Consider the following 25,878-nt stretch of genomic DNA (forward strand, 5'->3'; position numbering starts at 1 on the left):
TTTTTAACATCCGGAGGAGGGATACGGCAGGAAAACCTGTTCAGGCCCCATGGATTTTTTTCGGACAGTAATCCGGCCTGGAGTGCATCGGAAGGGTATTCACATCCCGGAACCGATACTTATCCGGATCCAACCAGGATGCGTTCAAGGCCATGCCCCCCTCCCGCCATCGTTCCGGTCAACCAGCCCCCCGGATACTTCCCGGCATTCTTGTCTCGGATGGAGGCATCCTTTTCGTCACTGCTCTCATCATGCTTACGGTCTACCTGCTCGATGCAGTCACACCGCTGGGCGAGCCGGTCTGGCTTCTCTATTTCATTCCCCTTGTCCTCTCCTTCTGGTCGGGAAGGTACTTCGCGATCCCCACGGTGTTTGCCGTCACGGTCCTGTTCCTTATCGCGGGCTTTTACCTGTCGCCGCAGGGGATCCCGGTCAATATCGCAATCCTCAACCGGTTCACCTTCTTTTTGCTCTTCTTCGTTGCAGCGCTCCTCCTCTGGTGGGCACGCGGGCGCCAGATCAGGAAAGAAAACCTGTGAATGCTGTACATTCACTCGAGGATTTGGGGATTCTTCAGGTTCTCATTCCCGATCGGGAAGAGACGCCAGCCGGGAATATGCAGGATTGTTTCTCATATCCTCCCAGAGCCACGCCATCCGGTCAAGGAACCAGAGTTTGCCTGCATAGACGAGCGCCATGCCAAAAAGGGTCGGCCAGGGATCGAACACGAGAATGCCCCAGAACACAAAAAGCATCCCGATGCCGGATACCGCCGACAGGACCTTCGGGACCTTCCGGTGATGCGCCGGCACGGGAACACTGTCGCGGTTCAGCCAGACCCTTTCCCCGAACACAGCCTTCGATGCCCAGTGGTCGAACGATGTCGGTTCCGGGAAGATCCGGGGGTTGTACCATATCCAGAGAATCGCGATGGCAAGCGGGATCAGGGCGTACCATCCCAGCCAGAGCCTGCTCCAGATCGCGAGAACGAGCAGCGGGAGGGCAGTGTTGCGCAGGGCAACGCTCCACGGGTTCGCGTGGCGGCGCCAGGTCATATCGTCCAGCGCGAAGGCTTTTGCTATGTTCCGCTCCAGGGTCATTTTATTCCGGTGAGGTCTGATAGTTTAATATCCTCATTGCGGAGGTGCAGATTTACCTTCGGATTCTTTCAATAATGAGGACCACAACGAGAATCCCCATGAGGAACGTTGCCAGCCCTCCGCTCTGGAGCCATGCATCCAGGAAATGCCTGCCGGCGATATATGTTGCATCGGGAATCTCAAAACCGGCGATGAGGTGGATGCCGATGGTTGCAAGGAGGACGGAGGGGATGACGTACCTGCAGAGAAGAAAAACCGCCCGGGTCAGGGAGGAATCCCGGCCGACCCCTGCCTCGAATATCCCGCGGGGCACAAACCACGTGAACGCTATTGCGACGATGGCTCCGGCAAGGTGGAGGCCGAGCGTCCCGATGGTCTCGTCCATGATATCCAGCACGGGAATCCCGTGCAGGCTCAGGTTCATGGCACTGTAACTGAGCGCAGGAGCGAGGCTGACGATGAGGAGGATGGCGGTCAGGATACCTGCAGTTTTTCTCCTGCCCCATTTGGCGGCTTCCTGCACCGAGGAGACAGCGACTTCCAGCATCGATACTGCAGAGGTGAACGCAGCGAAGAAGAGCACGATAAAGAATGCAACCGCGAAAAGGTGTCCTGCCGGCAGCAGGGAGAATGCCAGGGGCAGGGTCGTGAACGCCAGTTCCGTTCCGGCGGTCGGGGAGAGGCTGAAGGTGAAGACAACAGGAAAGATGACCAGCCCGGCAAGCAGCGCAACGGCAACGTCTGCGATGCAGATGACGATACTGGCCCGTGGAATATCCTGGTCTTTTGCCATGTACGCACCATAGGTAAGCAGAATCCCCTCCCCGACCGAGAGGGAAAAGAACGCCTGCCCGAACGCTGCAACCCATAGTCCGGCATGCGTGAGGACCGAGAAATCCGGTGTAAAGAGGAAACGGATCGCTTCGCCAAACCCGCTCAGCGTTGTGCAGAACAGGGTCATGATCGTAAGGAGGATGACGATGACCGGGACCATCAGGACCGAGACCCGTTCGATCCCCTCCCGGACACCAAGGGCAACAACCATCCCGGTCAGCACGATGGCAAGGGCCCCGTACCCAACCGGCAGGTACGACCCGGTAAATTCAGAAAAGGTGGTTGCGCTGCCCGTTGCGGAAAAGACGGAATATGCAAGGGTCCAGCCGGTGATGACGATGTAATAACTCAGAATCAGGAACAGGATGGCGACAAGCAGCCACCCGGCAATGCGGAACTCCGGGCGGAGCGCCCGGAACGCGCTGACCACCGTGCCGCGGTAGTGGCGCCCCATGGTGATCTCAAGGATCATGAGCGGGAGCGCAAACACAAAGACCGCGATAAGATACGGGATGAGGTAAGCACCCCCGCCGTTCTGGCCGAGCAGGGCCGGGAACCGCCAGATGTTCCCGATCCCGACCGCGGCTCCGACCGCTGCAAGGATGAACGCAACATGCGATGACCAGCGCTCCATGGAAAAGTGCCTCGTGTATCCTGTACTCCTTTAGAGGATACCTGCTCCATCATCCCATAAAAACATACAGGCATGAATCTTTCCGGGCCGGTATGCCCGGCGGGTTCCGCGGCGAGACTGCAGAAGGGCGGGTGACAGCACGCCTCCTGTTCACCGTTTCCCCCACGTGAACCACCATTCGGGGATATCAAGGGCGGGCTCTTTGCTTTTTCCCCCGGGACCGAGGAAGATGGTCCGCACCTGATCTGCATTCCCGGGCGGGGTCAGGATGAGCAGCGAGTCCCCCTCGACCAGTACGGTCGAACCGCGGGGACTGAACTGGTCGTCTCCCCGGGCAACGAGGATGATGAGGGTGCCGGCCGGAAGACCGGTATGGACAACCTGCTTACCGGCGGCCGGTGAAGCGGGCGGGATGACCAGCTCGATGAGTTCGCTGTTGCCGTTCCAATCCGGGTCCGGTTCCATCCCGAACCGCGATTTTTTCGGGAGCGGTGCAGAAAGACCGAGTACGCGGGCAACGAACGGGATCGATGTCCCGTGAAGGATGGCTGACGCGATCACCATGAAAAAGACCATGTTGAAGATGGTCTGCGACTCCGGGACCCCCGAAAGGAGCGGGAAGGTTGCCAGCACGATCGGGGCGGCACCGCGCAATCCCACCCACGAGATCATGAGTTTTTCGTTCCGTTCCATCCTCCACGGCATGAGCGCGAGGTACACCGCAACGGGCCGGGCAATGAAGATGAGGACGAATGCCAGGATTATCCCGGGGAGGATGACCGGCATCAGCCCGGAAGGGAAGACGAAAAGGCCGAGCGTGAGGAAGAGCGCGATCTGCATCAGCCAGGCAATACCTTCGTGGAACCGTATCAGACTCGTCCTGTGGACGATCGCGGCATTGCCGATGACCAGGCCGGCGATATACGCGGCAAGGAACCCGTTGCCTCCGACGATAACGGTCGTGCTGTAGATGAAAATGGCACAGGCAAGGGTCAGCACCGCGTAGAGCCCTTCGTACTCGAGCCGGACCGCATTGATGAGCCAGGCTGCAGCCCTGCCCATGCCGTACCCGAAAAGCCCCCCGACGGCCATCTGCTGGATAAAGAGGGGCACGAGGGAGAAGAACGAGGTGCCGGGGACCATGATCAGGGAGACAGCCCCGATCGTGAGGAAGATGGCCATGGGATCGTTGCTGCCGGACTCAAATTCAAGGAGCGGCCGGAGCCTGCCTTTCAGGCTTGCCCGGCGCGACCGCAGGATTGAGAAGACCGCGGCGGCATCGGTCGAGGAGACGATTGCGCCGAGCAGGAACCCTTCGAGTGGCGTGAACCCGAGCAGCAGGTCCGCGGCAATGCTGACGATCAGGGCCGTGAGGGCAACCCCCGCAGTGGAGAGCGCGAGCCCCTTTTTAAAGACCGGTTTCACTTCGGTCCACCGGGTGTCCAGCCCGCCCGAGAAGAGGATGAGGGCGAGGCCGACAACACCGATGGACTGGGCAGCCTGCGCATTGTCAAAGAAAATTCCCCCCGGTCCCTCGGAACCGGCAAGCATCCCCACGATGATGAATATCAGGAGTGCCGGCAGGCCGAGCCTGCCGGAGACCTTGTTTGCAATGATGCTGACGAGGATAAGAACGGCCGCACCGGCCAGGATGTACTCAACAACCGGGATCATGAGAACGGTACCTCGTGCGTGTAATCCGGCAGGGGATCTTCATGGCTGGCTGTCTTTCCCGGAACCCGTGGCTGCTGAAGGATGAGTGCGTGAAGGATATTCCTGCGTACCGGATTCCTCCAGGGTTTGCAGGACCTGTGAGCATTCCCATACCTTGTGAGGGCCCTGTCATGGCATGGGCGGCCGAAAGGTGATGATGCGGGCGCATTTCTGCCTATTCCGTGACCGGCACCAGCCGGCCCTTCAGGCGTTCCTCGAGGCCTTCCTTCATCAGCGCAATGACGTTGCCGGTAACGCCTTTTGCCTGCCGGACAATCAACCTGTCATTCCTGAAGAACTCCCGGTCCGTGCTGCTGTTGTATTCCGACCCGTGGGTCCGGAACCCGATGCCGAACGGCGCGAGAATATACCCCATCTGCTGGAAGTTCAGCCAGATGTCCATTGCGGTTTTGATGGCCCCGTCCTCGTGGCCGTTGATGAGGATGCCGGCAACCTTGCCCCCGGTCAGCCCGGGTTTGTTGAGGTGATAGAGGTTCTCCATGCAGGTAGTCCGGTCAAGGAAGGATTTGAGCCGCACCGACATCCCGTTCCAGTTGATCGGGGAAGCAACGATGACCGCCTTTGACGCGGCAAGCATCCGGTGGAATGCCGGCATATCGTCCTTTGCATTCCGGCAGGGATACGTGCAGGACTGCGCCCGCACCGCGTAACAGCACCAGCAGGGATCAATTCTGAACTCGCTCAGGTTATACCGGCGGTATGTCACGCCCAGCCCGCGGAGCTCCTCCTCCGCGAGATCGGCCATGTAACCGGTATTGCCGGCCCGGTGGGTGCTGCCGTTGATCAGCAGGACATCGAAGGGTTCGCCATCATAGGTGAGATGTTCCCCTGCAGTATCCGGGATGAATTCGGACGACGGGCTGTGGCAGACCGGGCAGCCTTTTGGCGGCTTCTCACCGGTAAAGATAAAACCGCAGACTGCGCATCGCCACGGTATCTTCTGGCCGGTGCCGGCGGGCAAATCAGGTGTCAGCTGGCTCTCGGGCATGGTTTCCTGTCTCCTGGATATTCCGGATAACAATAACATCCTGCCCTGAATCGAAAAACCTTGTTCCTGTGACATGTCCAAGTCCCCGGGTGTTGCCGGTCCGGATGGGGGGTCAGTGGGGATAAAATCAGATTCCGGCCGGAACTGCCCGCCCCTCCGTTCCATAACTGTATCAGGCAGGATTCATGACGAGACATTGCGGGCTCCCGGCCACGAACCGGCCATGGCGGTTGATGGCCCCATCACCAGCCGGGCCGGATTTATCCCCACTGACCCCCCCATATTTTACGCAGGGATATCCGGAATTTTCATAAGTGAACGTCGTAAAATCCCTCTCATGGACGGACATGGATAAAGGGGGGTCATTGGGGATAAAAACATCCGGCCAGCCCGCCGGCTTTTTCTTTCGTTGCCGTCCGGAACCTGTGGGACGGAGGGGTCATGGGTACGTGACGGCCGGGCGGATTACGCTCTGTTATGGCAGAAAGTCTTCATGCCAAAAAACGGGGAGATCACCGGACCTTTGCTGCATTCCCCAAAAAGAACGGGGGTCTCCTGTGCCGGACCAATACCGGAAACCGGGCGGTTGTTTTCCCGCAAGTACCGCAGAGAGTGGCCCGGGAAAAACTGAAATTTCCAAAAAAGGGGATCCTTATGCCTTTTTCCCCTCAGGAACACCGCCCTGCATCCATACCACCCGCTGCGGGAACGGGATCTGGAATCCTTCCTGCTCGAGCGCCTGCTTGATCGCCCAGAGCATCTCGGTCCGGACCGACCACCATTCCCGGGACGGCGCCCAGATCCTGACCATGATGATCACCCCGCTGTCGGCAAGCTCGTCCACGTATACGGAAGGGGGAGGGTTATACAGGACAAACGGGTGCGCAGCAAGGAGCCTGCTGATGATCCCGATGGCTTTTCCGGCATCGTCCGCGTAACGGATGGCGATTCGGTACTCGAACCGCCGGGCCTCGTTGGCAACGTAGTTGGTGATCGCGGAGTTGAAGACGGTCTCGTTCGGGATACGGATGTAGATCCCTTCAAAGGTCTTGAGGGTCGTGGAGAGAATCCTTATGTCTTCGATGGTCCCGGCAGTCTCGCCGATCTTCACGGTATCCCCGATCCTGACCGGCCGCTCCACCAGAAGGAATATCCCCGACCCGATATTGGTGACAAGACGCTGGCTTGCAAAGCCGATGATGATACCGGCCGTTCCGCCGATGAGGAGGAGCTCGCTGAACTCGACATGGAAACTCGGGAGGCTGAGGAATATGCCTGCAAGGATGATCACCGCCTGCGTGATCCTGACGATCTTGGCGAGTTCGTCCTTCCGGACCCGGTCGGAGAGGCTCTTTTTGATATACACGCCGGCAAGGTTCGCGATGATGAAGGACACGGCCACGATCAGCGCAAAGACGATCAGGTCAGAGACCGTCACGCTGCCGTAGACCGTTGCGGACAGGAACTCCAGCATCTCACGCCACCCCGTGTTCCATCAGAAAACTCTTCTTCTCGACATCCACGAGCAGAAGCTTCCGGGCCCTGATGGCAGGGATTGCAGGCGTCATCCCCGGCCGTGGCGGCTGTTCAAGGATCCGGGTCTCGGCAATCATCTTCGAAAAGAGGACCATCTCGCCGGTCATGGCCACCATCCGGTCGAAATAGATCGGCATGAAATAACATTCAAAGACCGCCCGGGATACTTCGACCCATCCCCGGCTCTTGTTCCGGATCGTGAGTTCCAGGACCCCTTCGCAGGCGGGATCCGGATTTGGCGGCGTGTCAGAAACCCGGCTCCGGTGGAAGCGGGTGATGACGCCGTTCTCGGGAGAGCCGTACAGGGAATACTTGGGCAGGCACCGGGAGAAAACGTCCAGAAGCTGGTATTCATCCTCCTTTGCCACAAAGACCCCGATCTCGAGCGGAAACGTGAGGTATACCTTCATGCCGGACTCCGGTTCGATAACCAGCGGATCAAAGACGATCTCGAGGAACCGGGTCACCTCCTTGGGGAGGTTGACCGGCTCCACCGGGTGAATGAACATGACGGGATCGGCGGATGCGATGATCTTTTCGACACGGGCCTTCCCGCATTCCCGCAGGTAGCGGTACGACTCACCCTCCCGCCCGATGCTGATGGAAAATTCTTTTCCGGTGTGCCTGCACGGGTACGTAAACCTGCCGAACATCACACTGCCCTCCTGCCGTAACCGGACATATGTATGTCTGGTCCTCCGGAACCAAAGGATGTTATCATGGGTAAAACCGGTATCATTGCCGCATGCCGCCCGTTCACTCTGCCGGGTGGCTCTCCCGGTACTCGAGCCATTTGATCGCCTCGACGATTGCAAATGCCGCCAGGACGGGCAGGGCAACGTATCCCCAGTGTGCGAAAGAGAGGGGGACAACGCCAAAGATCCCCGGAATTACATAGAGCGCACTGAGCTGGAGGATGATACCGGCACCGATACCAAAGAAAATGTACGGGTTGATCGTGAGGCTTTTCCTGATATCAAGCAGGAACGGCTCGTGCTCCTGCTGTGCCTGCAGGCCGTTGCACCACTGGAAGCAGACAAAGGCAGTGAACATGATCGTGACGGCCACCTCGTACGGGTACGTCCCGAGGAGGTGCCAGAACAGGACGGCTCCGATAACGCCCATCGAAATGCCGAAGGTGAGGATCCGGCGCATCTGCCGGCCGTCGAAGAACTGCTGTGCGGGATCCTTCGGGAGCCGTTTCATCACGTTTCCCTCCTCACGGATGAACGGGAAGGTCTTGTCCTGCACCCCGTCCGTGACAAGATTGATCCAGAGGATCTGGATCGGGAGGAGCGGCAGCGGGAGCCCGAAAAAGACCGTGGAACTGATCAGCACGATCTCGGATATCGATGTGGAGACAAGATAATAGATGACTTTCCGGATATTGTCCACGATGACCCGGGCGTTCCGGATCGCGTCCACGATGACCGAGAGGTTGTTGTCCACGATCACCATCTTTGCCGCGCTCTTGGCCGCCTCGGACCCGGAGCCCATGGCAATGCCGAGATCGGCAGCCCGGAGCGCCGGAACATCGTTCACACCGTCACCGGTGACGGTCACGATCTCACCGTGCTCCTGCAGGGTCTTCACGACCCGGTACTTGTGCTCGGGAAGGATCCGGGCAAGCACGGTCGCATGTTTCAGGGCAGTTGCGAGCTCGTCATCGTTCATGCCCTCGATCTCCGGGCCGGTCAGGAGCCGGTCGCCGTTGTTCCAGATATTGACGGACCGGGCAACCTCCCGTGCGGTGAGCGGGTGGTCGCCCGTGATCATGATGACCCGGATACCCGCCCGCTGCGCAACCCGTACCGCTTCCGCAGCGCTCTCCTTGGGAGGGTCGATGAATCCCACGATCCCGACAATGGAGAACCGCCACGCGGCCGGGTCCTCCGAGAGCCACTTCCCGGCGCCGAACGCAAGCACCCGGAGCCCCCGGCCGGCCATGGCCTCGATCTGCAGCTCGACCTCCCCGAGCGCAGAGGCATTGTCCGCATGCTTCTTCAGCTCCTCGTACGCACCCTTGACAGAGAAGCGCTCTTCCCCGTTCACCACGTTCGCCGTTGCCATGAGCCGGCGTTTCGTATCGAAGGGGTACACCCATCGGCGGGGATTGTGTGCCCGGATCTGCTCATATCCGTCGACCCATGCCGCCAGGGCAGCATCGACAGGGTCCCCGCCGCCGTCCCGGGAATCGTTGCAGAGGGCTGCGGCAGTCATGAGCGCCTCGCGATCCAGGGCGTAATAATCGTGGACCGCAAGCTTCCCTTCCGTGATCGTTCCCGTCTTGTCGGACGCGATCACCGTTGCGCTCCCCAGGGTTTCCACGGCCGGCAGGTACCGCACAAGGGTTTTCCTCTTCGAGAGCGCCAGAGCGCCGACCACCATGATGATGGTGACGACAATGGGCAGGCCTTCCGGCACCGCGGAGACCATCTGGGCAACGAGAAGGTACGCGATCTCCGGAAGCGGCCGGCCCTGCAGGAAGGCGATGGCCCCGACAACCGTGAAGATCCCGAGAAGGAGGAGGATATACCGGCGCGAGAAATGGGCGATCGCTTTCGTGAACGGGCTGTCAGGCGATCGTTCCTGCGCACGTGCGGCAATTCCCGCAAAATAGGTCTTTTTTCCGGTTGCCACCACGTATCCCTTTCCGGAACCCCGGACAATGGCAGTTCCCGAGAGGAGGGTGTTTTTCAGGTCATAGGGTGGTGCATCCTTTGGCACCTGTGCTGCATGATCTTTGAGCACCGGCAGCGATTCCCCGGTCAGTGATGATTCATCGACCGTGAGCGCAGCGCTGTCAGCGAGCCGGATATCTGCGGTGACAAGGTCGCCTTCCGACAGCGTCACATGGTCCCCGGGCACCAGGTCCTCGGACGGGATGATGCATTCTGCACCGGACCGGATAACGCAGACTCTGCTCTCGGTCAGTTTTTTCAGGGCCTCCAGCGACGCTTCTGCCTTCACCTCCTGCCAGAACCCGATGATGCTGTTGACCGCAATGATGAAGATGATGATGAAAAAGTCCTTGATATCGGACACGAAAAGCGAGATGACTGCGGCAATGATCAGAATATAGACAAGGATACTGTTGAACTGGCGCAGGAAGATGACGAGCCGGCCCGTTTTCTCCTCCTTCAGGGTGTTTTTCCCGAATTTTTCAAGACGGGCCTTTGCTTCTGCGTCTGTCAGCCCTTCAGGACCGGTTACGAGAATGCGGGAGACGTCCTTCGCAGAATGTGCGTGGGGGGCGTTTGGCAGATCCATACGTAAGCATGATACCGTCACCTGCAGGGTATAAAGTATTGCCGGTGGTTACAAGTCATTGCGAAGATCCCGTATCGGCAGGGTCTTCCGTGCCCCGCCCCCCAATGGGTTTCAGCTGCGATCCAGCAGCCGCGTGGATTTCCGGATCTCCCGTATGGTTCCTGCCATTCCCTCAATCTGGAAGAGGATGCGGGAGAACTCGCTTCCCGACGGCGTCCTGCCCGCAGCAAACCGCCGGAGATACTCGCGGTACTGGCTCGTGATGGTCCTCCGCAGCCGGTCGTCCTGTTTTCTCATCGATTCGTTGATGTCATCGCTGATAAGCGGGAATGCACCCTCAAGGGTTTTTAAGTTCATGCTGCAGGGAATGAGCGTGTCCTCGAGTGCGGCCCGTGACGCCGCTGAAAGGGCGATGCCTTTCTCCTGGACCGCGTGGAGGATCTCGACAAGTTCGCCGGTCTGGTCGGCGAGCACCTGCCCGAGTTTGGAGATGCGGACCAGTCCTGCAATCCGTTCCGTTTCCGCCGGGGAGAGGTCACGGCCTGACAGCCCGAGAGCAGCCTCGCTGATCTGGCCGTCGAGATAGGTCGCATAATCCCGGAGCTGGCGTACCTGCGGGGAATACTTCTTCGGGTCTGCAACCATGCCCTCCATCTCGGCAAGCAGCCTGCCCGGGATCGTCAGCATGTTCCAGATCTCCCGTTCCAGCATCGCGATCGCTTCCGGTGTTGCTGCGGGAAGGGGATGCCTGATGTGGGCCGGCATGAACACGACATCGTCCTCCCGGCCCGGGACCACCCGCATCACAAGACGGGTGAACGGCCCGAGCAGGACGAGGAAGATGATACAGCACACGAGGTTGAAGAGGAGGTGGGCGTTTGCAACCTGCCTTCCGGCATCGCCGCCAAGGCCAAGGATCAGCGCGGTGAAGGGTGCAAGGAACGGCAGGAAGATCAGGACGCCAAGGAAGTTGAAGAGGAAATGGGCTACGGCAGCACGTTTCGCCGAGGTGTTCATCCGGGTGGCAACCAGGAGCGAGGTGGTTGGTGTGCCAAGGTTTGCGCCCAGCAGAACAGGGATGGCAGCCCCGGGAGTGATGAGCCCGTTCTGGGACATGACAACGACAAGGCCGGTCGTGACCGAACTCGACTGGAAGATGTTGGTGATGAGGAACCCGAATGCGATCTGCAGGAAGACGGTGTCCATCATGCCCATCAGTTCCAGCAGCTGCGGGTCCGTGCGGTAGGGAGCCATCACACCGGAGATCAGCGAGAGCGAGAAGAAGACAAGGCCGAAATAGAAGACCGGCCTGCCGAAGATGCGGTACTTCCCGGGGATGATGCCGATCAGGAAGCCGGCAAGGATGAAGAGCGGCGCAAAGGCGGTCAGGTTGAAGGCCACGAGCTGCGAGGTCATCGTGGTGCCAAGGTTCGCGCCGAAGATGATGCCGAGCGATGCCGTGAAGGAGATGATGCCGGCATTCACGAGCCCGACCGTGATGACGGTTGTCGCAGTGCTGGACTGGACAATGGCGGTGACAACCGCACCGGCAGCGGTTCCCCGGACGGGCGTTTTTGTCAGGCGCTGTATGATGCCGCGCAGGTATTCCCCCGCTGCAACCTGCACCTCGCGGGAGAACTGCTCGATACCGTACAGGAAGAGGATGATGCCGGGGATGATGGCAAAGAACAGGGCCCACGAGTCCATGGTTTCACCAGACGTTCAGGGAATTTTTCACGGTATCTGGCAATCCCGGGCTATCCGGCCCTGTCGCCGGCGGTGATCAGGACCGGCCGGGAGGCACGCCGGACAACTGCATTCGTGGTGCTGCCCAGAAAGAGCGTCCGGAGTTCCCGGGCCCAGCCCTCGCCCTGCGGGCTCATCAGGATCATGGTGACATCTTCCCGATCGGCCGTTGCCACGATATCATCGGGAGGATACCCGACATGGACCAGGGACGTAACGGAAAGCCCGGCAAGCGCGGGATCCTTTTCCATGGCCGCAAGTTTTTCCCGGGCATCGCCAACCGCAGCCTGGATCTCGTCTTCGGACTCCCCCTTATCCACCACGTGGAGAAGTATGACCTTTTCAGGAACCGGATTTTTCGGAATATGGGAGAATGCATTGCGTGAAAGGTCCGAGAAGTCAACCGGAACAAGGATGCGGGAGAAGAGGCCCAAACGCGTTCCGGTGGCGGCAGTGCCCGGAGGAAACCGCATGAGCAGGACCGGTATCCGTGCACTGCGGACAACACCGGCTGATACGCTGCCGAGGAGGATCTCCCGGATTGTGTTCCTCCCCCGTGCCCCCATCATGATGAGCGAGACATGACAGGCTTCGGCCTTGTTCAGGATCGCCAGCGGGACCGTGCCCTGCGTGACGGGATCCACGATCACCTCGACAACGACATGTGCCTCTCTCCCGTCCCGTTCAAGGACCTGCCGGTTCTCGTCCAGGAGTATCTTCGCGTTCTCGATCTTCGGTCCGTGCTCCCATCCCCTCAGGGAAGGGCGGGTGGCATCGACCACGTGATACAGGACGACCTTTTTTGTGCCGGGAATATCTTTCACGTACGCGAGGACTTTCTGCGAATCCGGGGAAAAATCCGTTGGAAGCAATACGGTCTCAAACATACTCCATGCTCCTGAAAGATAGATGGAAGTCCGGTTATTTAAGGCAATGTTCACGGGCAGGAGGATGCCCTGCCATACCCTTCGCATACCGCCGCAGGATCCCTCCAATCGCGGGCCGGGATCTTCAGGATCGGCCGATGAACAGCGGGATGCAGATCATGAGGACCACGATACTTATCAGGTTCATCCAGAAGCCTGCCCGGACCATATGCGGCATGGTCACGTATCCCGATCCGTACACGATCGCGTTGGGCGGTGTCCCGACGGGCAGCATGAAGGCGAGCGAGGACGCGAGAGCTGCCGCCGCCATCAGGGAAAGAGGGTTGGATCCTGTGGCTGTGGCAAGGACTGCGGCAACCGGCATGAAGATCGTGGCAGTGGCTGTATTGGAGGTGACCTCGGTCAGGAACAGGATCATGACGATGACAAAGAACAGCAGGACCAGCGGGTCGACACCAACAAGCAGGTTCAGCCGGCCGGCCATCCACGATTCAAGGCCGGAGTCCACGAACCCCTTTGCAAGGGCAAACCCGCAGCCGAAGAGGAGGACGATGCTCCACGGGAGGCGGACAGCATCTTCCCAGACAAGGATCCGCCCGCCGCTGCCGGACGGCAGGAGAAACAGCAGGACGGCACCGAGCACGGCGATGCCGGCGTCCGTCACCATCGGGAAGTACGATCCCCAGAATGCCCGGGTTATCCAGAGCGCAACGGTCAGGAAAAAAACGCCCAGCACCCGGCGTTCTTCCGTGGAGACCGGCCCGATCTCCCGGATCTGGTTGTTGATACCGGTCGTTTCACCGCCCCTGATTTGGGGAAAGGCGGCAAACACGAGATAGATCCAGGTAAGGAGAAGCAGGATCCCGGCGATCGGCGTGGCAAAGGCTGACCATTCAAGGAACGAGATCCCGGAACCCGTGAGCGTGCTGTACATCCCGGCCATGATCATGTTCGGCGGGGACCCGACAAGGGTTGCAATCCCCCCGATGGAGGCCCCGTAGGCAACCGCGAGCATCAGTGCGGTCCGGAACTCCCCGTCACCTTCACCGGGGGAAAACCGTGTCGTAACGGCAGCAGCCACGGGCAGCATCATGAGAGCAGTCGCCGAGTTGCTGATCCACGCGGACATGAACGCGGTGGCTGCGAGGAACCCCCCGATAATTTGGCGCGGGCTGGTGCCGATCAGGCTGATGATTTGCAGGGCGATCCGGGTGTGGACCTTCCACTTCTCCAACGCTATCGCAATCAGGAACCCGCCGATGAACAGAAAGACGATTGGATTCCCGTATTCTGCGGTGACCGTGCCGGTTTCCATGACTCCGGAGAGCGGGAAGATGACGATCGGGAGGAGGGACGCTGCAGCGATCGGCACTGCTTCGGTGACCCACCAGACAATGATCCAGAGCGTGCCACCTGCAACGATCCGTGCCTCCCACGAAAGGATGCCGGATCCGGAGAACAGGATGAGGAGGAAGATGAGCGGCCCGCATATAAGGCCGGCAACCCGCCGGGACCGTTCTGACAGCAGCGGGGATTCCGTCACGATATCAGATCCGGAATGCGGGTACGGTCATTCTTCAATCCGTTTTTCAATATAATACCCTGCACAAGGATCAGACCTCCCCTTTATCCAGAGTACGGTGCGGTTCTGTGCAGGCCATGGGACATGGCTCTTTTCCTTCATCACTGTCGGGTCTCACTCAGGTATCTGTCGTGCATCTCCTGCCAATAAAACCATTGATCCGGATAGGTCAATCCGGGGATTTTCGGTGCAGGCGTTCCCGGCATCCGGCAGGTGAAACTGAAAGGAGCAAAAAAGGAACGGGATTATTTCCCCCCGTCGACACATTTCCCGCTGGCATCGTATGTGCAGTACTCGCCCCGGAAAAACCAGTTCCGGTACACGATCGGGGTGATGATGGTTGTGAGCAGGCTCATGAGCACGAGCACAACATAGACGCTCTGGTCAATCACCTTTGCTTCAAGCCCGATGAGGGCAACGATCATCGCAACTTCGCCGCGGGGCGCCATGCCGAAACCGACGATAAGCCCGTCCTTCCGGCACAGCCCCATCAGGGTGGCCGGCAGGCCGCAGCCGATGACCTTGGTGAGGATTGCAACAATGGTCAGGACCACGAGGAACAGGGCAATCTCCGGTGTGACGGTATGGATATCGGCGAGGATGCCAAGCGATACGAAGAAGATCGAGGCAAAGATGATCTGGAGGTACTCCGCCCCCTCCCTGAAGCTCCGGCTGTGGGACACTTCAACCCGCTCGAACGAGACGCCGGCAATGAACGCCCCGACAATCGCGGACAGCCCGACAGCTTCTGCGCACATCGCGTAGAGGAACGCCACCATCATCGCGAAGATGAAGATGAACTCCGGGAACTTTTTGCAGAACCCGGTCTCATCCAGCCTCCCGATGTATTTACTGACAACAAAGATGCCGAATGCCCCTCCGATGACAATAAACGCTACGGCTTTCGCAGCCACAAATGCAATCCCCGCAGCGGAGAGGGTGCCGCTCACCACATCGGTGCTGATCGCAAGAGCGAGCAGGCTGAGAACATCGTCGATGACTGCCGCGCCGATGATTGCCTTTGCCGCCCCGGTCTGGAGTTTTCCCATCTCCTTCAGCACGTTCGCCGTAATTGCGATGCTGGTTGCCGTAAGGGCAGTACCGATGAAGATTGCGCTTGCGGTACTGAACCCGAAGACCAGCGAGATCCAGTACCCCCCAATCCACGGTATAATAACGCCGACACCGGCAATCACGCCGTTCCGGAGCGAGAGGATCTCTTTGACATTGAACTCGAGGCCGATGACAAAGAGGAGGATGACTGCCCCGAGGTGGGCGAGGCCCCGGACGAAATCGGTATACGTGATCCAGCCCAGTGCGCTCGGGCCGACAATGAGGCCGACAAGGATCAGGCCGATGACAGCGGACTGGTTGATGCGCGATGCGATCAGGTATCCTCCGAGCGCCACGAAAAGGAGCAGGCTCATCTGGAACTCGGGAAGGGCGAAAATGCTTTCCATCGGCAATACCTTGGAAGGAAGAGTAAAAACCTTTTCCGGTTTTCCCAGAAAATTCTGAACCCTGATCATGAAACGGATAGTGACAGCGATACCTGGCAATGTAAGGGGGAAGGTAACTCACTCCCCATGTATTGGCTTGAGATAAACAGGGATAGATCAACTCTTCTTCGGAGTCAGACACCTGTTTAACAAATCATTCGTAAGAAGAATATGCCGGTCACTGCAGGCAAGCAGGTGCTTTGACTGACCGGAGGAAAAATGAGCGTACTCAACATGTTTCCCAAGATCCTTCACGGCATTAACCGCCTCGGAAAAATCACCGTCGCTGCTAATCAGGATTGCTACATCGTATGAATTGTTATAGGCATATTTCAGCATGTCAACAGCGAGGAAAATGTCAACACCCTTCTCAACAACCGAACCATCCCGGTGTTCCAGGCGTCCCAGTTTTTTTGTGAGGTATGGTGTTGCATCAAGACTGGCGAAGAACCGTTGCTGGTGTTTGTACATCTCCTCATCGTCTTCCTTGTTAACGGGTGCATTATAGTAGTATGTCCTGACCAGCATCCTGTCCGGACCGCAGAGTGACGTGCTCAGTTTGTAAAAATCGATATGGGTGTTACCAAAATTTTCTTTCAGACCATGGTAAAAATTACTCCCGTCAATGAAAACGCACACTTTCTGTGACAAGTTCAATACTTCCTGGTATTTACTCTATGGATGAATTATATGAGAATAGTAAAGTTCAGGGGGTTATAAAATAACCCCCCGGGGTTAATAGACCCACATTGCAGGGCAAGGTGGGGAAATAATACAATAACTAATTGTATACAACAGTATATAAGTTTTTTACTTGGGATAAAACGGATGCCGGTTGTGTTTTTTAACCTATTCCGTCTTCGTCCTCGGCTTCCTCGGCCTCCGGATCCTCTTCCGCTTAACCCTTCCCGTCACCGGATCGATCTCCGGCGCATCCTCCGCGTGAACGATGGGCGCCCGGATTTCCTTCAGCCGGTCCTCCTCGGTTCGTTTCGGCTGCTGGCTGAGAATGGATTCAAGCACCACATCGATCCCATCGCCCGACTGCGTGGACATGGCCGTGTACCCGTCCGCGGTTGTAAGGTCGGACTTGTTCGCGACAACGATGACGGGAGATCTCACCATGCCTTTCACGTCCTCGAGAAGCCGAAGCTGCATCTCCATCGGGTACCCGCAGTGTTCAGAAGGATCGAGGATGAAGAGCACGACGCTCGCGATGTTCATCATGGCCGACAGCGCCTGCTTCTCGATGGCGTTCCGCTCCTCCGCGGGCCGGTCGAGAATCCCGGGCGTGTCCACGAACTGGATCGTTCCCCGTCCGATATTCCGGTGCCCCACGATGATGCCCTTGGTTGTGAATGGGTAGGAAGCCACCTCCGGTTCCGCGGATGAGACACGGCGGATGAACGAGGATTTCCCGACATTGGGATACCCGGCGATGACGACCGTGAAGGCGTCCTCCACGTGCGGAAGCTGGCGCAGGGTGTTCCGGACCTCGTTGAGGAAATGCAGGTCCTTGTCGATCTGGTGGACCATCGAGGCGAGGCGGGCTACTGCACGCTTGCGGATGACCTGCGTATCCTCGGCCCTCCGCGACTGGAGCACGAGCTGGTTCCCCACCATCTTGGTGTGCTTCGCCGCCCAGCCGACGGCACCGAGCGACTGTTTTATCCGGTCGATCCCGAAGAGGATGTCGGCCATCTCCCGGTAGAACGGAGGAAGTTTCTCGAACTCGGGAAATCCCCGGATGATGTACACCATGCGGTCGTGGATCGCGGCACCCACGGCGCGGACGAATTCGGTGTTGGCCCGCTCCTTATTCTCCTTCTCCTGCATCTTCTTTGCCGCACGGCGGAAGCTCCGGTCAAGGATCTCGTCGGCTGTCGGCACCGTCGGCATTGTTTCGAATTCCACAAATCGCCTACCTATATATTGATGGACTGTCATACGGATTATCGTTATGGACCTCTCCCTCATCCAGCGCGATATCCTCATCACCCTCATCACTCTCTATCACCAGCATTCGCACTCGATCAAGGGAGAGGATATCGCAGAAAGGATCCAGCGGAACCCGGGAACCGTCCGCAACCAGATGCAGGCTTTGAAAGCGATCGGCCTTGTCGACGGTGTCCCGGGCCCGAAGGGCGGGTACATCCCCACCGCCCTTGCCTACAATGAGCTTAACCTGAACATATCGGGTGCCGATTACGATGTCCCCATCAGCAGGGACGGACAGGTCATCCAGGGGGCAAGCGCCCAGGAGATCGATTTTACCACGCTCTGCCACCCGGATATCTGCCATGCTGTCATCAAGCTCCGGGGCAGCGCCAAACTTTTCGAGATCGGAGACCAGATCACTATCGGCCCGACACCGGTCAACAAGCTCCTGATCCGGGGCGAGGTCTTCGGCAAGGACGAGGCAAAGCAGTCCCTCCTCATTGCGACATCGGAGATGATCTCCCTCCCCAAGCAGCCCATCCGGAATTACATGTCAACGCCCCTCAAGACCCTCCGGAGCCTCGATACCCTCCATGATGCACTGGTCTTCTTCAACCACGAACGCATTCATGGTGCCCCTGTCATCGAGGATGGTGTTCTCTCGGGGATCGTCACCATGAGCGATATCGCGAGTGCCATCGAGAATCATCTCCCCCTGACCACGCCGGTCTCGGAAGTGATGACTCCCGAAGTCGAAGAGATCTCCTCTGATGTGAAACTTTTTGAAGTCATACGAAGGTTCAAGGAACGGGAGATCGGCCGGCTGATCGTTGTCGAGGACAAAAAACCGGTTGGTATCCTCACCCAGTCGGACGTCATCCGGGTGTTTCCTTCGCTGTAGGACCGCGGAGGAATGACCGGTAATATTCGATCGAAATCCTATCAGTAAATTTCTGACGCTCTTGGGGGCGTCGCCAGGCGGCTCCGCCCCCGCCGCTGGGGCATCCCCTCATTGCGATAACGCCGTATTACCTGTACATAAAATCAGAGTGGTTGAATAACAGGTAATGAGCGGGCAATCCTAAGCGCCCCCGCCCCCGACGGGGGCAGGGCTGGCGCAAGGGGGGCGATCATATATTTGTCGTAAAAGAGCATTAACCGGGTTAATAATCACAGAATTTCGAAGTATTTGCGAAGGCTTCGCGGGTGAGAACCTTCCAGAGCCCCTCTCAGCCACTGCCAGCCTTCGGCAGCAAACGCAATATCTTTACATAATTTGAGTGAAATGGTATGGGAGGAATCAGGATCATGACCGAATTATCGCAGGCTGCCGTTGAGCGGATCATCAAAAAGGCTGGTGCGGACCGGGTCAGCGCTGACGCCACGGAGACCCTTGCCCAGCTGATGGAGGAGTACGGGATGTTCCTCGCCAAGGAGGCAAAGAAGATGTCCGATCATGCCGGCAGGAAGACCCTTCGCGGCGCAGACATCCGCATGGCCGCTGAAATGTTCAAATAACGTCCCGGCACATTTCAATTGAGAAAATACTCTTTTTCTTACGGTTTTAGAACAGTTTATATATTTATACGTCGCTCTTTTTTTTATGACTCGTGTATTTGCCCGCAGCCTTTCAAGAAAAAAGATCATGAGCAATGACGGGAAGCTCATCGGGACATTAAAGAACATCCGGGTTGATTTCGACTCCGGCCAGGTTCAGGAAATGATCATCCACCCGGACCAGTCCTTCTCCACGGAGGGCTACACCCTCGAGGACGACAAGCTCCTTCTTATCCCCTTCGAGGCAGTCAAGGACATCAAGGACTATATCGTCGTTGACCGCTACCTTGCCCGGAAATAAGAAGAATATTTTTCAACCGCTTCAACAAACCCGTCCCCATACGCTTTTTTTGCAACATACTGCGCTGCAGCTTTCGTATCCGGGTGTGCATTTGCCACGGTGATGCCGATGCCGGCAGTCTTCAGCATCTGGATGTCGTTCACCGAGTCGCCGATGGCAAGGAAGTCGGTTGGGGCAAGGCCCATCCTTCCCGCGAGGTCCACGAGTGCGGTCCCCTTGTTGATCCCCGGTACCTGCAGGTGGATTGCATACCCGGTATCGATGACCTGCACGGGATGATCCCGGAGCACCGATCGCACCTCGTCTGCGGACACTGTCCGTGCGAAAGCAAGGTCCGAGAAGCGGTACGTGGGACTGTAGAGATCGAGGGCAATTCCCTGCTCTGAAAAATGGTCCTGCACCGTCTTCAGCGCAGTCCTGACAACGACCTGGTTCCCCCGGATAACCGGCTGGCCGGTGTAACCGATCCGGAATACTCCCCCGTTCTCGGCAATGTACGTCCCTTTCGTACCGATCATTTTGCAGAGGGCATCCATAAAACAGGGGGTATTCCCGCTCGCCAGCACGACTTCGGTACCGCTGTCGATCAGGGATCGGATCAGTTCGATGGATCCGGTACATATCCTCCGGTCGGGTGTCGTTATTGTCCCGTCGATATCCGTGAGGAGCGCCTTCAGCACGATTTGAGACCAGCCTCTTCGACCATGAATGGTGCTTCTCCCTCGGGCAGGTTGGGGCTGTCCACGAGACGTGCGATGCGCTTGCCTCCCTTGCTCTTCCGGAGATAGAGTCGGAAGGTTGCCGTGTGGCCGACGATGTTGCCTCCGATGGGCTTCGTCGGATCACCGAAGAAGACGGCAGGGTTGGACATGACCTGGTTGGTAACAAGTCCGACAGCATTGTGCTCGTCGATGAGCTTGAAGAGCTCGTGCATGTGGCGGTTCAGTTTCTGCTGCCGGGCGGCAAGGGTTCCCCTGCCGGCATATTCTGCACGGAAGTGCGCGGTGAGGGAGTCGATGATGAAGAGCTTGACCGGCTTATCGCTTGTCCTGAGTTCGCCCGCAAGCTCGCGGGAGTTGTCGATGAGGAGCATCTGGTGGTCGGACGTATGCGCCCGGGCGATATGAATATTGTTCAAAAATTCCTGGACATCGGGCACGTCGTCAATACCAAGGCCGTTGACCATCTGCTCGATACGCTCGGGGCGGAACGTGTTCTCCGTGTCGATATAAATAGCGCTGCCCTCCAGCCCGCCATGCTCCGTTGGAAGCTGGACATTCACTGCCATCTGGTGGACGATCTGGCTCTTACCGGAACCGAATTCACCATATAGCTCCGTGATGGCCTGCGTCTCCATACCCCCGCCGAGCAGGGTGTCGAGCTCGGGAACGCGGAACGAGAGTTTCCTGACATCCTTGCGCTGTTCGAAGATGTCCTTGCCGGTCTTGAATCCGCCGACATCTGCCGCTTCGCGGGCAGCCTTGATGATCTTCTTGGCTGTGGATTCGGAGATCTCAGAAACCTCGGAGAGTTCCGCGGGTGATGCTGTTGCGATGCTCTCGACAGAGAGGTAACCGGCTTCCCGGAGCTTGTCTGCAGTGCTCGGGCCGACGCCCGGTAAATCTTCAATTTCGAGTGGTCCTTCAGCCATTTCTTATACACTCCTATGGCACAACAACATGTTAAAGACTGGGATATAAACCCCCGTTCTGCGCAGGGTGAAAGTGATGGTCAGGATTTCAGCTCTTCCCTGAACTTCCGGAGATCGGCAAGCACCGTAGCGGCATCGGGAACAACATGTTCCGTCTGCTCCGGGATGATCCTGCTGCCGGACAGGATGCCCCGGACCTTTATCTCGGTCCCGTGAACAAAGGTTCCTTCGATAAGGTACCGTTCGGACCCGTTATCGATGAAAACCGATCCCGGGCAGGCGATGATCGTACCGGAGAATTCAATCGGGCGGACCATCTCCCGGAGCACCCGGAATACACTCCCCCTTCCCACGCCCAGTTCGATCCCGCCGAACCGCCCGGCCTTTGCCGTGGCATGGTAGATCTCGACCTCGTCGCCAGCCACGACAGGAATCAGTGCCGTCTCCCCCCAGAGCACGACTCTCAGTTCTTCGTCCGTGTCATGGATCATAATGTTCCGCACCCAGGACTGAGATCCGTTCCGGGTGGTAAAGGATCGCGGCTGCTGGACCAGTTTTACCCTCCCTTTCACAGAGTATATTCCCTGATCTGGAACAGAATGGAGGGGTGTGAACGGCACAACAACCGCTGCATCTGTTGGAGCAACGCTGCTCTTCTCATCGATGCTGAAATTCCGGCCTTCCGGGCGGTTGCCGGGTTTCATGTTCACGATATGGACGGTCGTGCCGGCCGGAAAACCGGCAAGCAGGGCAGGCGCCCACGACACGAGCCGGGCAGTGCCTTCCCTGTCTCCGATAACTGCCTCCGTCATTTCGCCCGTGCTGCCGTCACGTTTCGTGAACGTCCGGGGTGGATCCACCGCCAGCAGGACCACATCCCGTTCCACCGGTTCTGTCGAGAGCCCGCCGGCACCGGCCGGTACCGTGCAGGTAATCTCACACCCGGCTTTCCGGAGGGCGAGAGCATAGATCTCATGCGTACTCTTCCCCGGGTGGCGCCCGATTACCTCGAGCACGTCCCCGATAGCGGTATCCAGCGCAGCCCCGGCCTTCTCATCCCAGAGAACAACGCGGGTGGTGCCTGTCTCGTCCCCGAGAAGGAGCGTGGCGACCCATCCTTTCTCACCATCGGCCCGATCGAACTCCTTCGGTTCGGTCTTGTCAAGGACTTTCCCGAAAAACGAGAAAAGGCTGGATTTTGCCGACAGCCCACGGATCTTCACGTGTTCCCGTCCGAGTTCGCCGACCACCATCATGGCGGCTGTCGGTTCGTCCACGAGATCCCCGCAGTCGTCGATCTTCTTCTCCACGCGCCGTTCGAACTCCTCCTTTGAGATGAGATCGTCGACCAGCGCGTAGTGGAAGTGCACGGGATATCCCTCCCTTCACGTCTTCCGGGGCAGACCTTCCATGGAAGCAACGCAGTCCGGCACGCCGGTATGCAGATTCCCGCTCTTGACGGCACGGTGGTGCGGAAGTCTCACAGGTTCATCCTCTGCATCCGGCCTATCGCTTCCTGTATCCGGGTGACATCGCGGGTAATCGCGAACCGCACATATCCTTCCCCGCTGGATCCGAAACCGACGCCCGGCGTTGCGACAATGGCCGCCTCCGTCAGGAGCCGCCCGGCAAAAGCCATGCAGTCCTTTACGGGGACCCAGACATAGAAGGTGGCTTTCGGCAGCGGGACATTGAATCCGAGGCCCTGCAGCCCTTTCACCAGCACGTCACGCCGCTCCTGGTAGATCCTGCAGGCGTCCTTCACGCAGTCCTGCGGTCCGCCAAGCGCGGTGATGGCCGCGTGCTGGACCGCGTCGAAGACCCCTGAATCGACGTTGGTCTTGACCCGCCCGAGCCCTGCAATGACATCCGCGTTGCCGACCGCCATCCCGATCCGCCAGCCGGTCATGTTGTACGTCTTGGAGAGCGAGTGCATCTCGATCCCGACCTCCATGGCGCCGGGGGTCTCGAGGAACGAGGGGGCGCGGTAGCCGTCATACGAGATCTCCGAGTACGCGTTGTCCGACACGACGATGATATCGTTCTCCCGGGCAAAGTCAACAACCTCCCTGTAGAACCCGTCCGGAGCAACTGCCGCTGTCGGGTTGTTCGGGTAGTTGATGTACAGGATCTTCGCCTTCTTTGCGACCTTCTTCGGGATATCTGCGAGCACGGGGATAAAGTTATTCTCCCTGAGAAGGGGCATTTCATGGACTTTTCCTTCGGCAAAGAGTGTGCCGGTGCGGTATACCGGGTAGCCGGGGCTCGGGGCGAGGACATAGTCGCCGGGGTTGACGAAGGCTTCCGCTATATGGGCGATGCCGTCCTTGGAGCCCATCAGGGCGAGGACCTCCTTTCCCGCATCGAGCGTGACGCCGAAGCGCTTTTTGTACCATCCGGCAACGGCGCTGCGATACGCCGGCATGCCGGCATAATCCGGGTAGTGGTGGTTCTTTGGGTCCCTGGCGGCAGTACAGAGTGCCTCCACAATATGGGCCGGCGTGGCGAGGTCGGGGTCGCCGACACCGAGGTCTATGAGGTCTGCACCTTTCTTCCGCTGTTCTGCTTTCATCTCGTCGATCCGTGCAAAAAGATACGGCGGGAGACTGCTCATTCTGCTCGCGTACATAGGCACATACTATTCGCGCCGGTATCTCTAGAAGTTTACCCACCGCGGGAACGGCGTGTATAATCTTATGACCCGGAAAGGGCAACACCAGTCATATGGAGATAGAAACCGATGCGGGAGGTGGGCAGGAGATCTGCGTGATCTTCTCCACGGTACCTCCCGACCAGTCCGCGGCAATCGCAGAAAAACTTCTTGGCAGCAGCCTTGTCGCATGCGTGAACATCGTCCCGGTCCGGTCCCTGTACCGGTGGAAGGGGGAGAACTGTAATGACGAGGAGCACCTGCTTATCATCAAGACCCGCCGGAGCCTTGCTGAGGAAGCCATCAGAGCGATCCGCATGGTGCACCCGTACGAGATACCGGAGATCATCGTCCTGCCGGTAACAGCAGGGTATGCCCCGTATATCGGCTGGGTATACGGGGAGACGTGCGGCACATGATCTCCACGCACCGCAGCACACGGGTCGATTGCGGGAATGCGCAGGAGAACGATGATGCAGTCGTTGTCGAAGACCGGTCCAATCTCCTGCTCAACGACAGGCCGCTAACGGAGATGGTGGCCAGCCGCGACCTGCTGCGGGAACCGGGCGCGGCCATCCGGTGAGCGATGGGGTCCTTCGCTGTGCCGACACGGTGAGGGGAGAGGGAGACCGTCTTCGCGTCTGGTGGGATACCGGCTGCGACCTGCGCCGGGCAAAGCGGGAAGTGGGATTATAAGGTGGCCTCAGTTTTGTTACAACGCCCGGCTGCGTTGTTTCGGATATCCGGCACTCTCCCGATGAGGTCATCGGGGTTACGAAGGAGATCGAGAGCGATCGCCGGATGAAGACCCTCGGGGTCCATTTCTCTGGGTTCTTCCAGGATGGCCGGTTGATCGCAAAGAGCAGCGATGTGAGGAGGCACAATGCCGTGGACAGTCTGGTGGGGGTATGCTGTGCTGAACGGAATCAACCTCTCCCGCAGTGTCATCAGCAGTACGGGCCGGCGGCCGGTATAGTCCGGAAGTCCGCCCCCGCGGGGACACCGGGGATCGTCTCGCGTGCCGCGTCAACCGGCAGGGTGATGGCGGCATCTGAATCCGCGGGGATTACGCTCATCGGTTCCTCGCGCGGGACCGGTTCACCATCTGTATCCGTCCTGAACGGATACCCGGAATCCCCGCTGTCCGAAAAAAATATCCGCTACGCAAGGTTATTTCCCAAGAACCGGTTAATGAGAGTGTACATGCAGCAGGGCAGGACTGATGAAGGGTGAATAGCGAAACGGCAGCCCGACAAAGAACAGCACTCCTTGTTTTAGGATGCCCGCAGGTGCCTGTGCAGACCTCCATTGCACTGTACCTGCTGAACCGGCTGAAAAAAGCTGGTATCACCCCGGTTGTTGCCGGCAACAAGGCAGCCAACACGCTGCTTGTGGTGGCCGACACGGAACGCCATTACCTGGGCGAGGTCATGGATCTTGATCGTGCGGTTGCCCTGATATCTGACGCGAAGAGGGACTTCGATCTCTGCTTTGTCTTCATCCACAACGATGCCGGTGTCAGCTATGCCGCGACCATGGGTGCCATCTCGAAGGCGAAGCTCTATACGCTTGTCTATGGCGAGCATTTTGAAGACCAGGTACATAAGATCGATTTCCCCTGCACGACCATTGCGGCAAAAGCCGTCCACAACCCCCTTCCCCTGAAAAAAGCGATCGACGAGGTGAAGCCATGGGATGCGTAGAATCAATGAATTACGAGATCGTCCTGCGTGATGCAACATTCAAAGAGTCCCGCGATTATATCAAATCCCATTTCAGGGAATATATTGATGTCCCGCCCGGGTTCAAGGTCTTCGATGTCCACGTTATCGGCCTGCCGCCAATCTCCATCGGCCTTGACGGGGATTTTATCATCTTCCCGTACACCAAACCCTGCCATGGGACATTCCTCCTGCGGGTTGAGGACCGGGAAGAAGCGGCACGACTCAGGGCCCGGAAAAAATAGGCTCT

At 58.4% G+C, this 25,878-nt stretch carries 26 protein-coding genes; 9 read left to right on the forward strand and 17 right to left on the reverse strand.

Annotation, left to right across the window (positions count from 1 at the left end; translation table 11 throughout):
• Window positions 1-152: 152 nt before the first annotated feature.
• The gene (locus A4E33_RS03105; protein ID WP_292346217.1) at window positions 153-539 is read left to right on the forward strand and encodes a hypothetical protein; all 387 of its coding nucleotides are present in this window, start codon (window positions 153-155) and stop codon (window positions 537-539) included.
• Between the two features lie 42 nt (window positions 540-581).
• On the opposite strand, the gene A4E33_RS03110 is transcribed toward A4E33_RS03105, so the two are convergent.
• The 13 genes from A4E33_RS03110 to A4E33_RS03170 all read right to left on the reverse strand — a co-directional run bounded on the left by A4E33_RS03110 (window position 582) and on the right by A4E33_RS03170 (window position 17,709).
• Window positions 582-1,100, reverse strand: coding sequence for a DUF6653 family protein (locus A4E33_RS03110; RefSeq protein ID WP_292346218.1), 519 nt, complete (start codon window positions 1,098-1,100; stop codon window positions 582-584).
• A 52-nt stretch (window positions 1,101-1,152) separates the two neighbouring features.
• On the reverse strand, window positions 1,153-2,568 hold the full coding sequence (locus A4E33_RS03115) for a sodium-dependent transporter (protein ID WP_292346219.1): 1,416 nt from the start codon (window positions 2,566-2,568) through the stop codon (window positions 1,153-1,155).
• Window positions 2,569-2,718: 150 nt separating this feature from the next.
• A complete protein-coding gene (locus A4E33_RS03120) occupies window positions 2,719-4,242 on the reverse strand; it encodes a potassium/proton antiporter (protein ID WP_292346220.1) in 1,524 nt (507 codons plus the stop codon).
• Between the two features lie 214 nt (window positions 4,243-4,456).
• The gene (locus tag A4E33_RS03125) at window positions 4,457-5,290 is read right to left on the reverse strand and encodes an NAD(P)H-dependent oxidoreductase (RefSeq protein WP_292346221.1); all 834 of its coding nucleotides are present in this window, start codon (window positions 5,288-5,290) and stop codon (window positions 4,457-4,459) included.
• Window positions 5,291-5,942: 652 nt separating this feature from the next.
• Window positions 5,943-6,764 carry a mechanosensitive ion channel family protein gene (locus A4E33_RS03130; RefSeq protein ID WP_292346222.1) on the reverse strand — a complete coding sequence of 274 codons (822 nt, stop codon included), beginning with the start codon at window positions 6,762-6,764 and terminating at the stop codon, window positions 5,943-5,945.
• Window position 6,765: 1 nt separating this feature from the next.
• Window positions 6,766-7,479 (reverse strand): DUF432 domain-containing protein, encoded by a 714-nt coding sequence (locus tag A4E33_RS03135; RefSeq protein WP_292346291.1) that lies wholly within the window; start codon window positions 7,477-7,479, stop codon window positions 6,766-6,768.
• A 103-nt stretch (window positions 7,480-7,582) separates the two neighbouring features.
• On the reverse strand, window positions 7,583-10,096 hold the full coding sequence (locus A4E33_RS03140; RefSeq protein WP_292346223.1) for an HAD-IC family P-type ATPase: 2,514 nt from the start codon (window positions 10,094-10,096) through the stop codon (window positions 7,583-7,585).
• A gap of 111 nt (window positions 10,097-10,207) precedes the next feature.
• Complete coding sequence (locus A4E33_RS03145) at window positions 10,208-11,803, reverse strand: Na/Pi cotransporter family protein (RefSeq protein WP_292346224.1); 1,596 nt, start codon at window positions 11,801-11,803, stop codon at window positions 10,208-10,210.
• Window positions 11,804-11,853: 50 nt separating this feature from the next.
• The gene (locus A4E33_RS03150) at window positions 11,854-12,729 is read right to left on the reverse strand and encodes a universal stress protein (RefSeq protein ID WP_292346225.1); all 876 of its coding nucleotides are present in this window, start codon (window positions 12,727-12,729) and stop codon (window positions 11,854-11,856) included.
• Window positions 12,730-12,853: 124 nt separating this feature from the next.
• A complete protein-coding gene (locus A4E33_RS03155; RefSeq protein ID WP_292346226.1) occupies window positions 12,854-14,272 on the reverse strand; it encodes a DASS family sodium-coupled anion symporter in 1,419 nt (472 codons plus the stop codon).
• 284 nt (window positions 14,273-14,556) lie between these two features.
• Window positions 14,557-15,771, reverse strand: coding sequence for a cation:proton antiporter (locus A4E33_RS03160; RefSeq protein ID WP_292346227.1), 1,215 nt, complete (start codon window positions 15,769-15,771; stop codon window positions 14,557-14,559).
• A 156-nt stretch (window positions 15,772-15,927) separates the two neighbouring features.
• The gene (locus A4E33_RS03165; RefSeq protein ID WP_292346228.1) at window positions 15,928-16,461 is read right to left on the reverse strand and encodes an NYN domain-containing protein; all 534 of its coding nucleotides are present in this window, start codon (window positions 16,459-16,461) and stop codon (window positions 15,928-15,930) included.
• Window positions 16,462-16,659: 198 nt separating this feature from the next.
• The gene (locus tag A4E33_RS03170; RefSeq protein WP_292346229.1) at window positions 16,660-17,709 is read right to left on the reverse strand and encodes a GTPase; all 1,050 of its coding nucleotides are present in this window, start codon (window positions 17,707-17,709) and stop codon (window positions 16,660-16,662) included.
• Between the two features lie 61 nt (window positions 17,710-17,770).
• Between A4E33_RS03170 and A4E33_RS03175 the strand changes: the two genes are divergently transcribed.
• The 3 genes from A4E33_RS03175 to A4E33_RS03185 all read left to right on the forward strand — a co-directional run bounded on the left by A4E33_RS03175 (window position 17,771) and on the right by A4E33_RS03185 (window position 19,606).
• Window positions 17,771-18,649: a CBS domain-containing protein gene (locus A4E33_RS03175; RefSeq protein ID WP_292346230.1), complete on the forward strand. Its 879-nt coding sequence runs from the start codon at window positions 17,771-17,773 to the stop codon at window positions 18,647-18,649.
• A gap of 389 nt (window positions 18,650-19,038) precedes the next feature.
• Entirely contained in the window at window positions 19,039-19,266 is a 228-nt protein-coding gene (locus tag A4E33_RS03180; protein WP_363053692.1) for a histone, read from the forward strand.
• An 85-nt stretch (window positions 19,267-19,351) separates the two neighbouring features.
• On the forward strand, window positions 19,352-19,606 hold the full coding sequence (locus A4E33_RS03185; RefSeq protein ID WP_292346231.1) for a PRC-barrel domain-containing protein: 255 nt from the start codon (window positions 19,352-19,354) through the stop codon (window positions 19,604-19,606).
• Here A4E33_RS03185 and A4E33_RS03190 read toward each other — a convergent pair.
• The 4 genes from A4E33_RS03190 to A4E33_RS03205 all read right to left on the reverse strand — a co-directional run bounded on the left by A4E33_RS03190 (window position 19,588) and on the right by A4E33_RS03205 (window position 23,886).
• Window positions 19,588-20,286 carry a phosphoglycolate phosphatase gene (locus A4E33_RS03190; protein WP_292346232.1) on the reverse strand — a complete coding sequence of 233 codons (699 nt, stop codon included), beginning with the start codon at window positions 20,284-20,286 and terminating at the stop codon, window positions 19,588-19,590. The genes A4E33_RS03185 and A4E33_RS03190 overlap by 19 nt on opposite strands.
• Window positions 20,280-21,257 (reverse strand): DNA repair and recombination protein RadA, encoded by a 978-nt coding sequence (gene radA, locus A4E33_RS03195; RefSeq protein ID WP_292346233.1) that lies wholly within the window; start codon window positions 21,255-21,257, stop codon window positions 20,280-20,282. The genes A4E33_RS03190 and radA overlap by 7 nt, the downstream gene beginning before the upstream one ends.
• A gap of 80 nt (window positions 21,258-21,337) precedes the next feature.
• Entirely contained in the window at window positions 21,338-22,627 is a 1,290-nt protein-coding gene (locus tag A4E33_RS03200; protein ID WP_292346234.1) for a nucleic acid-binding protein, read from the reverse strand.
• A gap of 110 nt (window positions 22,628-22,737) precedes the next feature.
• A complete protein-coding gene (locus tag A4E33_RS03205) occupies window positions 22,738-23,886 on the reverse strand; it encodes an LL-diaminopimelate aminotransferase (protein ID WP_292346235.1) in 1,149 nt (382 codons plus the stop codon).
• 95 nt (window positions 23,887-23,981) lie between these two features.
• On the opposite strand from A4E33_RS03205, the gene cutA reads away from it, so the two are divergent.
• The 5 genes from cutA to A4E33_RS03230 all read left to right on the forward strand — a co-directional run bounded on the left by cutA (window position 23,982) and on the right by A4E33_RS03230 (window position 25,873).
• A complete protein-coding gene (cutA, locus tag A4E33_RS03210) occupies window positions 23,982-24,326 on the forward strand; it encodes a divalent-cation tolerance protein CutA (protein ID WP_292346236.1) in 345 nt (114 codons plus the stop codon).
• Window positions 24,323-24,490 carry a hypothetical protein gene (locus A4E33_RS03215; protein ID WP_292346237.1) on the forward strand — a complete coding sequence of 56 codons (168 nt, stop codon included), beginning with the start codon at window positions 24,323-24,325 and terminating at the stop codon, window positions 24,488-24,490. The genes cutA and A4E33_RS03215 overlap by 4 nt, the downstream gene beginning before the upstream one ends.
• 200 nt (window positions 24,491-24,690) lie before the next feature.
• Window positions 24,691-25,140, forward strand: a complete 450-nt coding sequence (locus A4E33_RS14695) for a formate dehydrogenase accessory sulfurtransferase FdhD (RefSeq protein ID WP_363053720.1) — start codon at window positions 24,691-24,693, stop codon at window positions 25,138-25,140.
• Window positions 25,137-25,610 carry a DUF1890 domain-containing protein gene (locus tag A4E33_RS03225; RefSeq protein ID WP_292346239.1) on the forward strand — a complete coding sequence of 158 codons (474 nt, stop codon included), beginning with the start codon at window positions 25,137-25,139 and terminating at the stop codon, window positions 25,608-25,610. Before A4E33_RS14695 ends, A4E33_RS03225 begins: the two co-directional genes overlap by 4 nt.
• Entirely contained in the window at window positions 25,598-25,873 is a 276-nt protein-coding gene (locus A4E33_RS03230) for a DUF1894 domain-containing protein (protein ID WP_292346240.1), read from the forward strand. Before A4E33_RS03225 ends, A4E33_RS03230 begins: the two co-directional genes overlap by 13 nt.
• Window positions 25,874-25,878: the final 5 nt, after the last annotated feature.

Origin of the sequence: Methanoregula sp. PtaB.Bin085 (assembly GCF_002067035.1) — an archaeon.
Classification (GTDB): Archaea; Halobacteriota; Methanomicrobia; order Methanomicrobiales; family Methanospirillaceae; genus Methanoregula.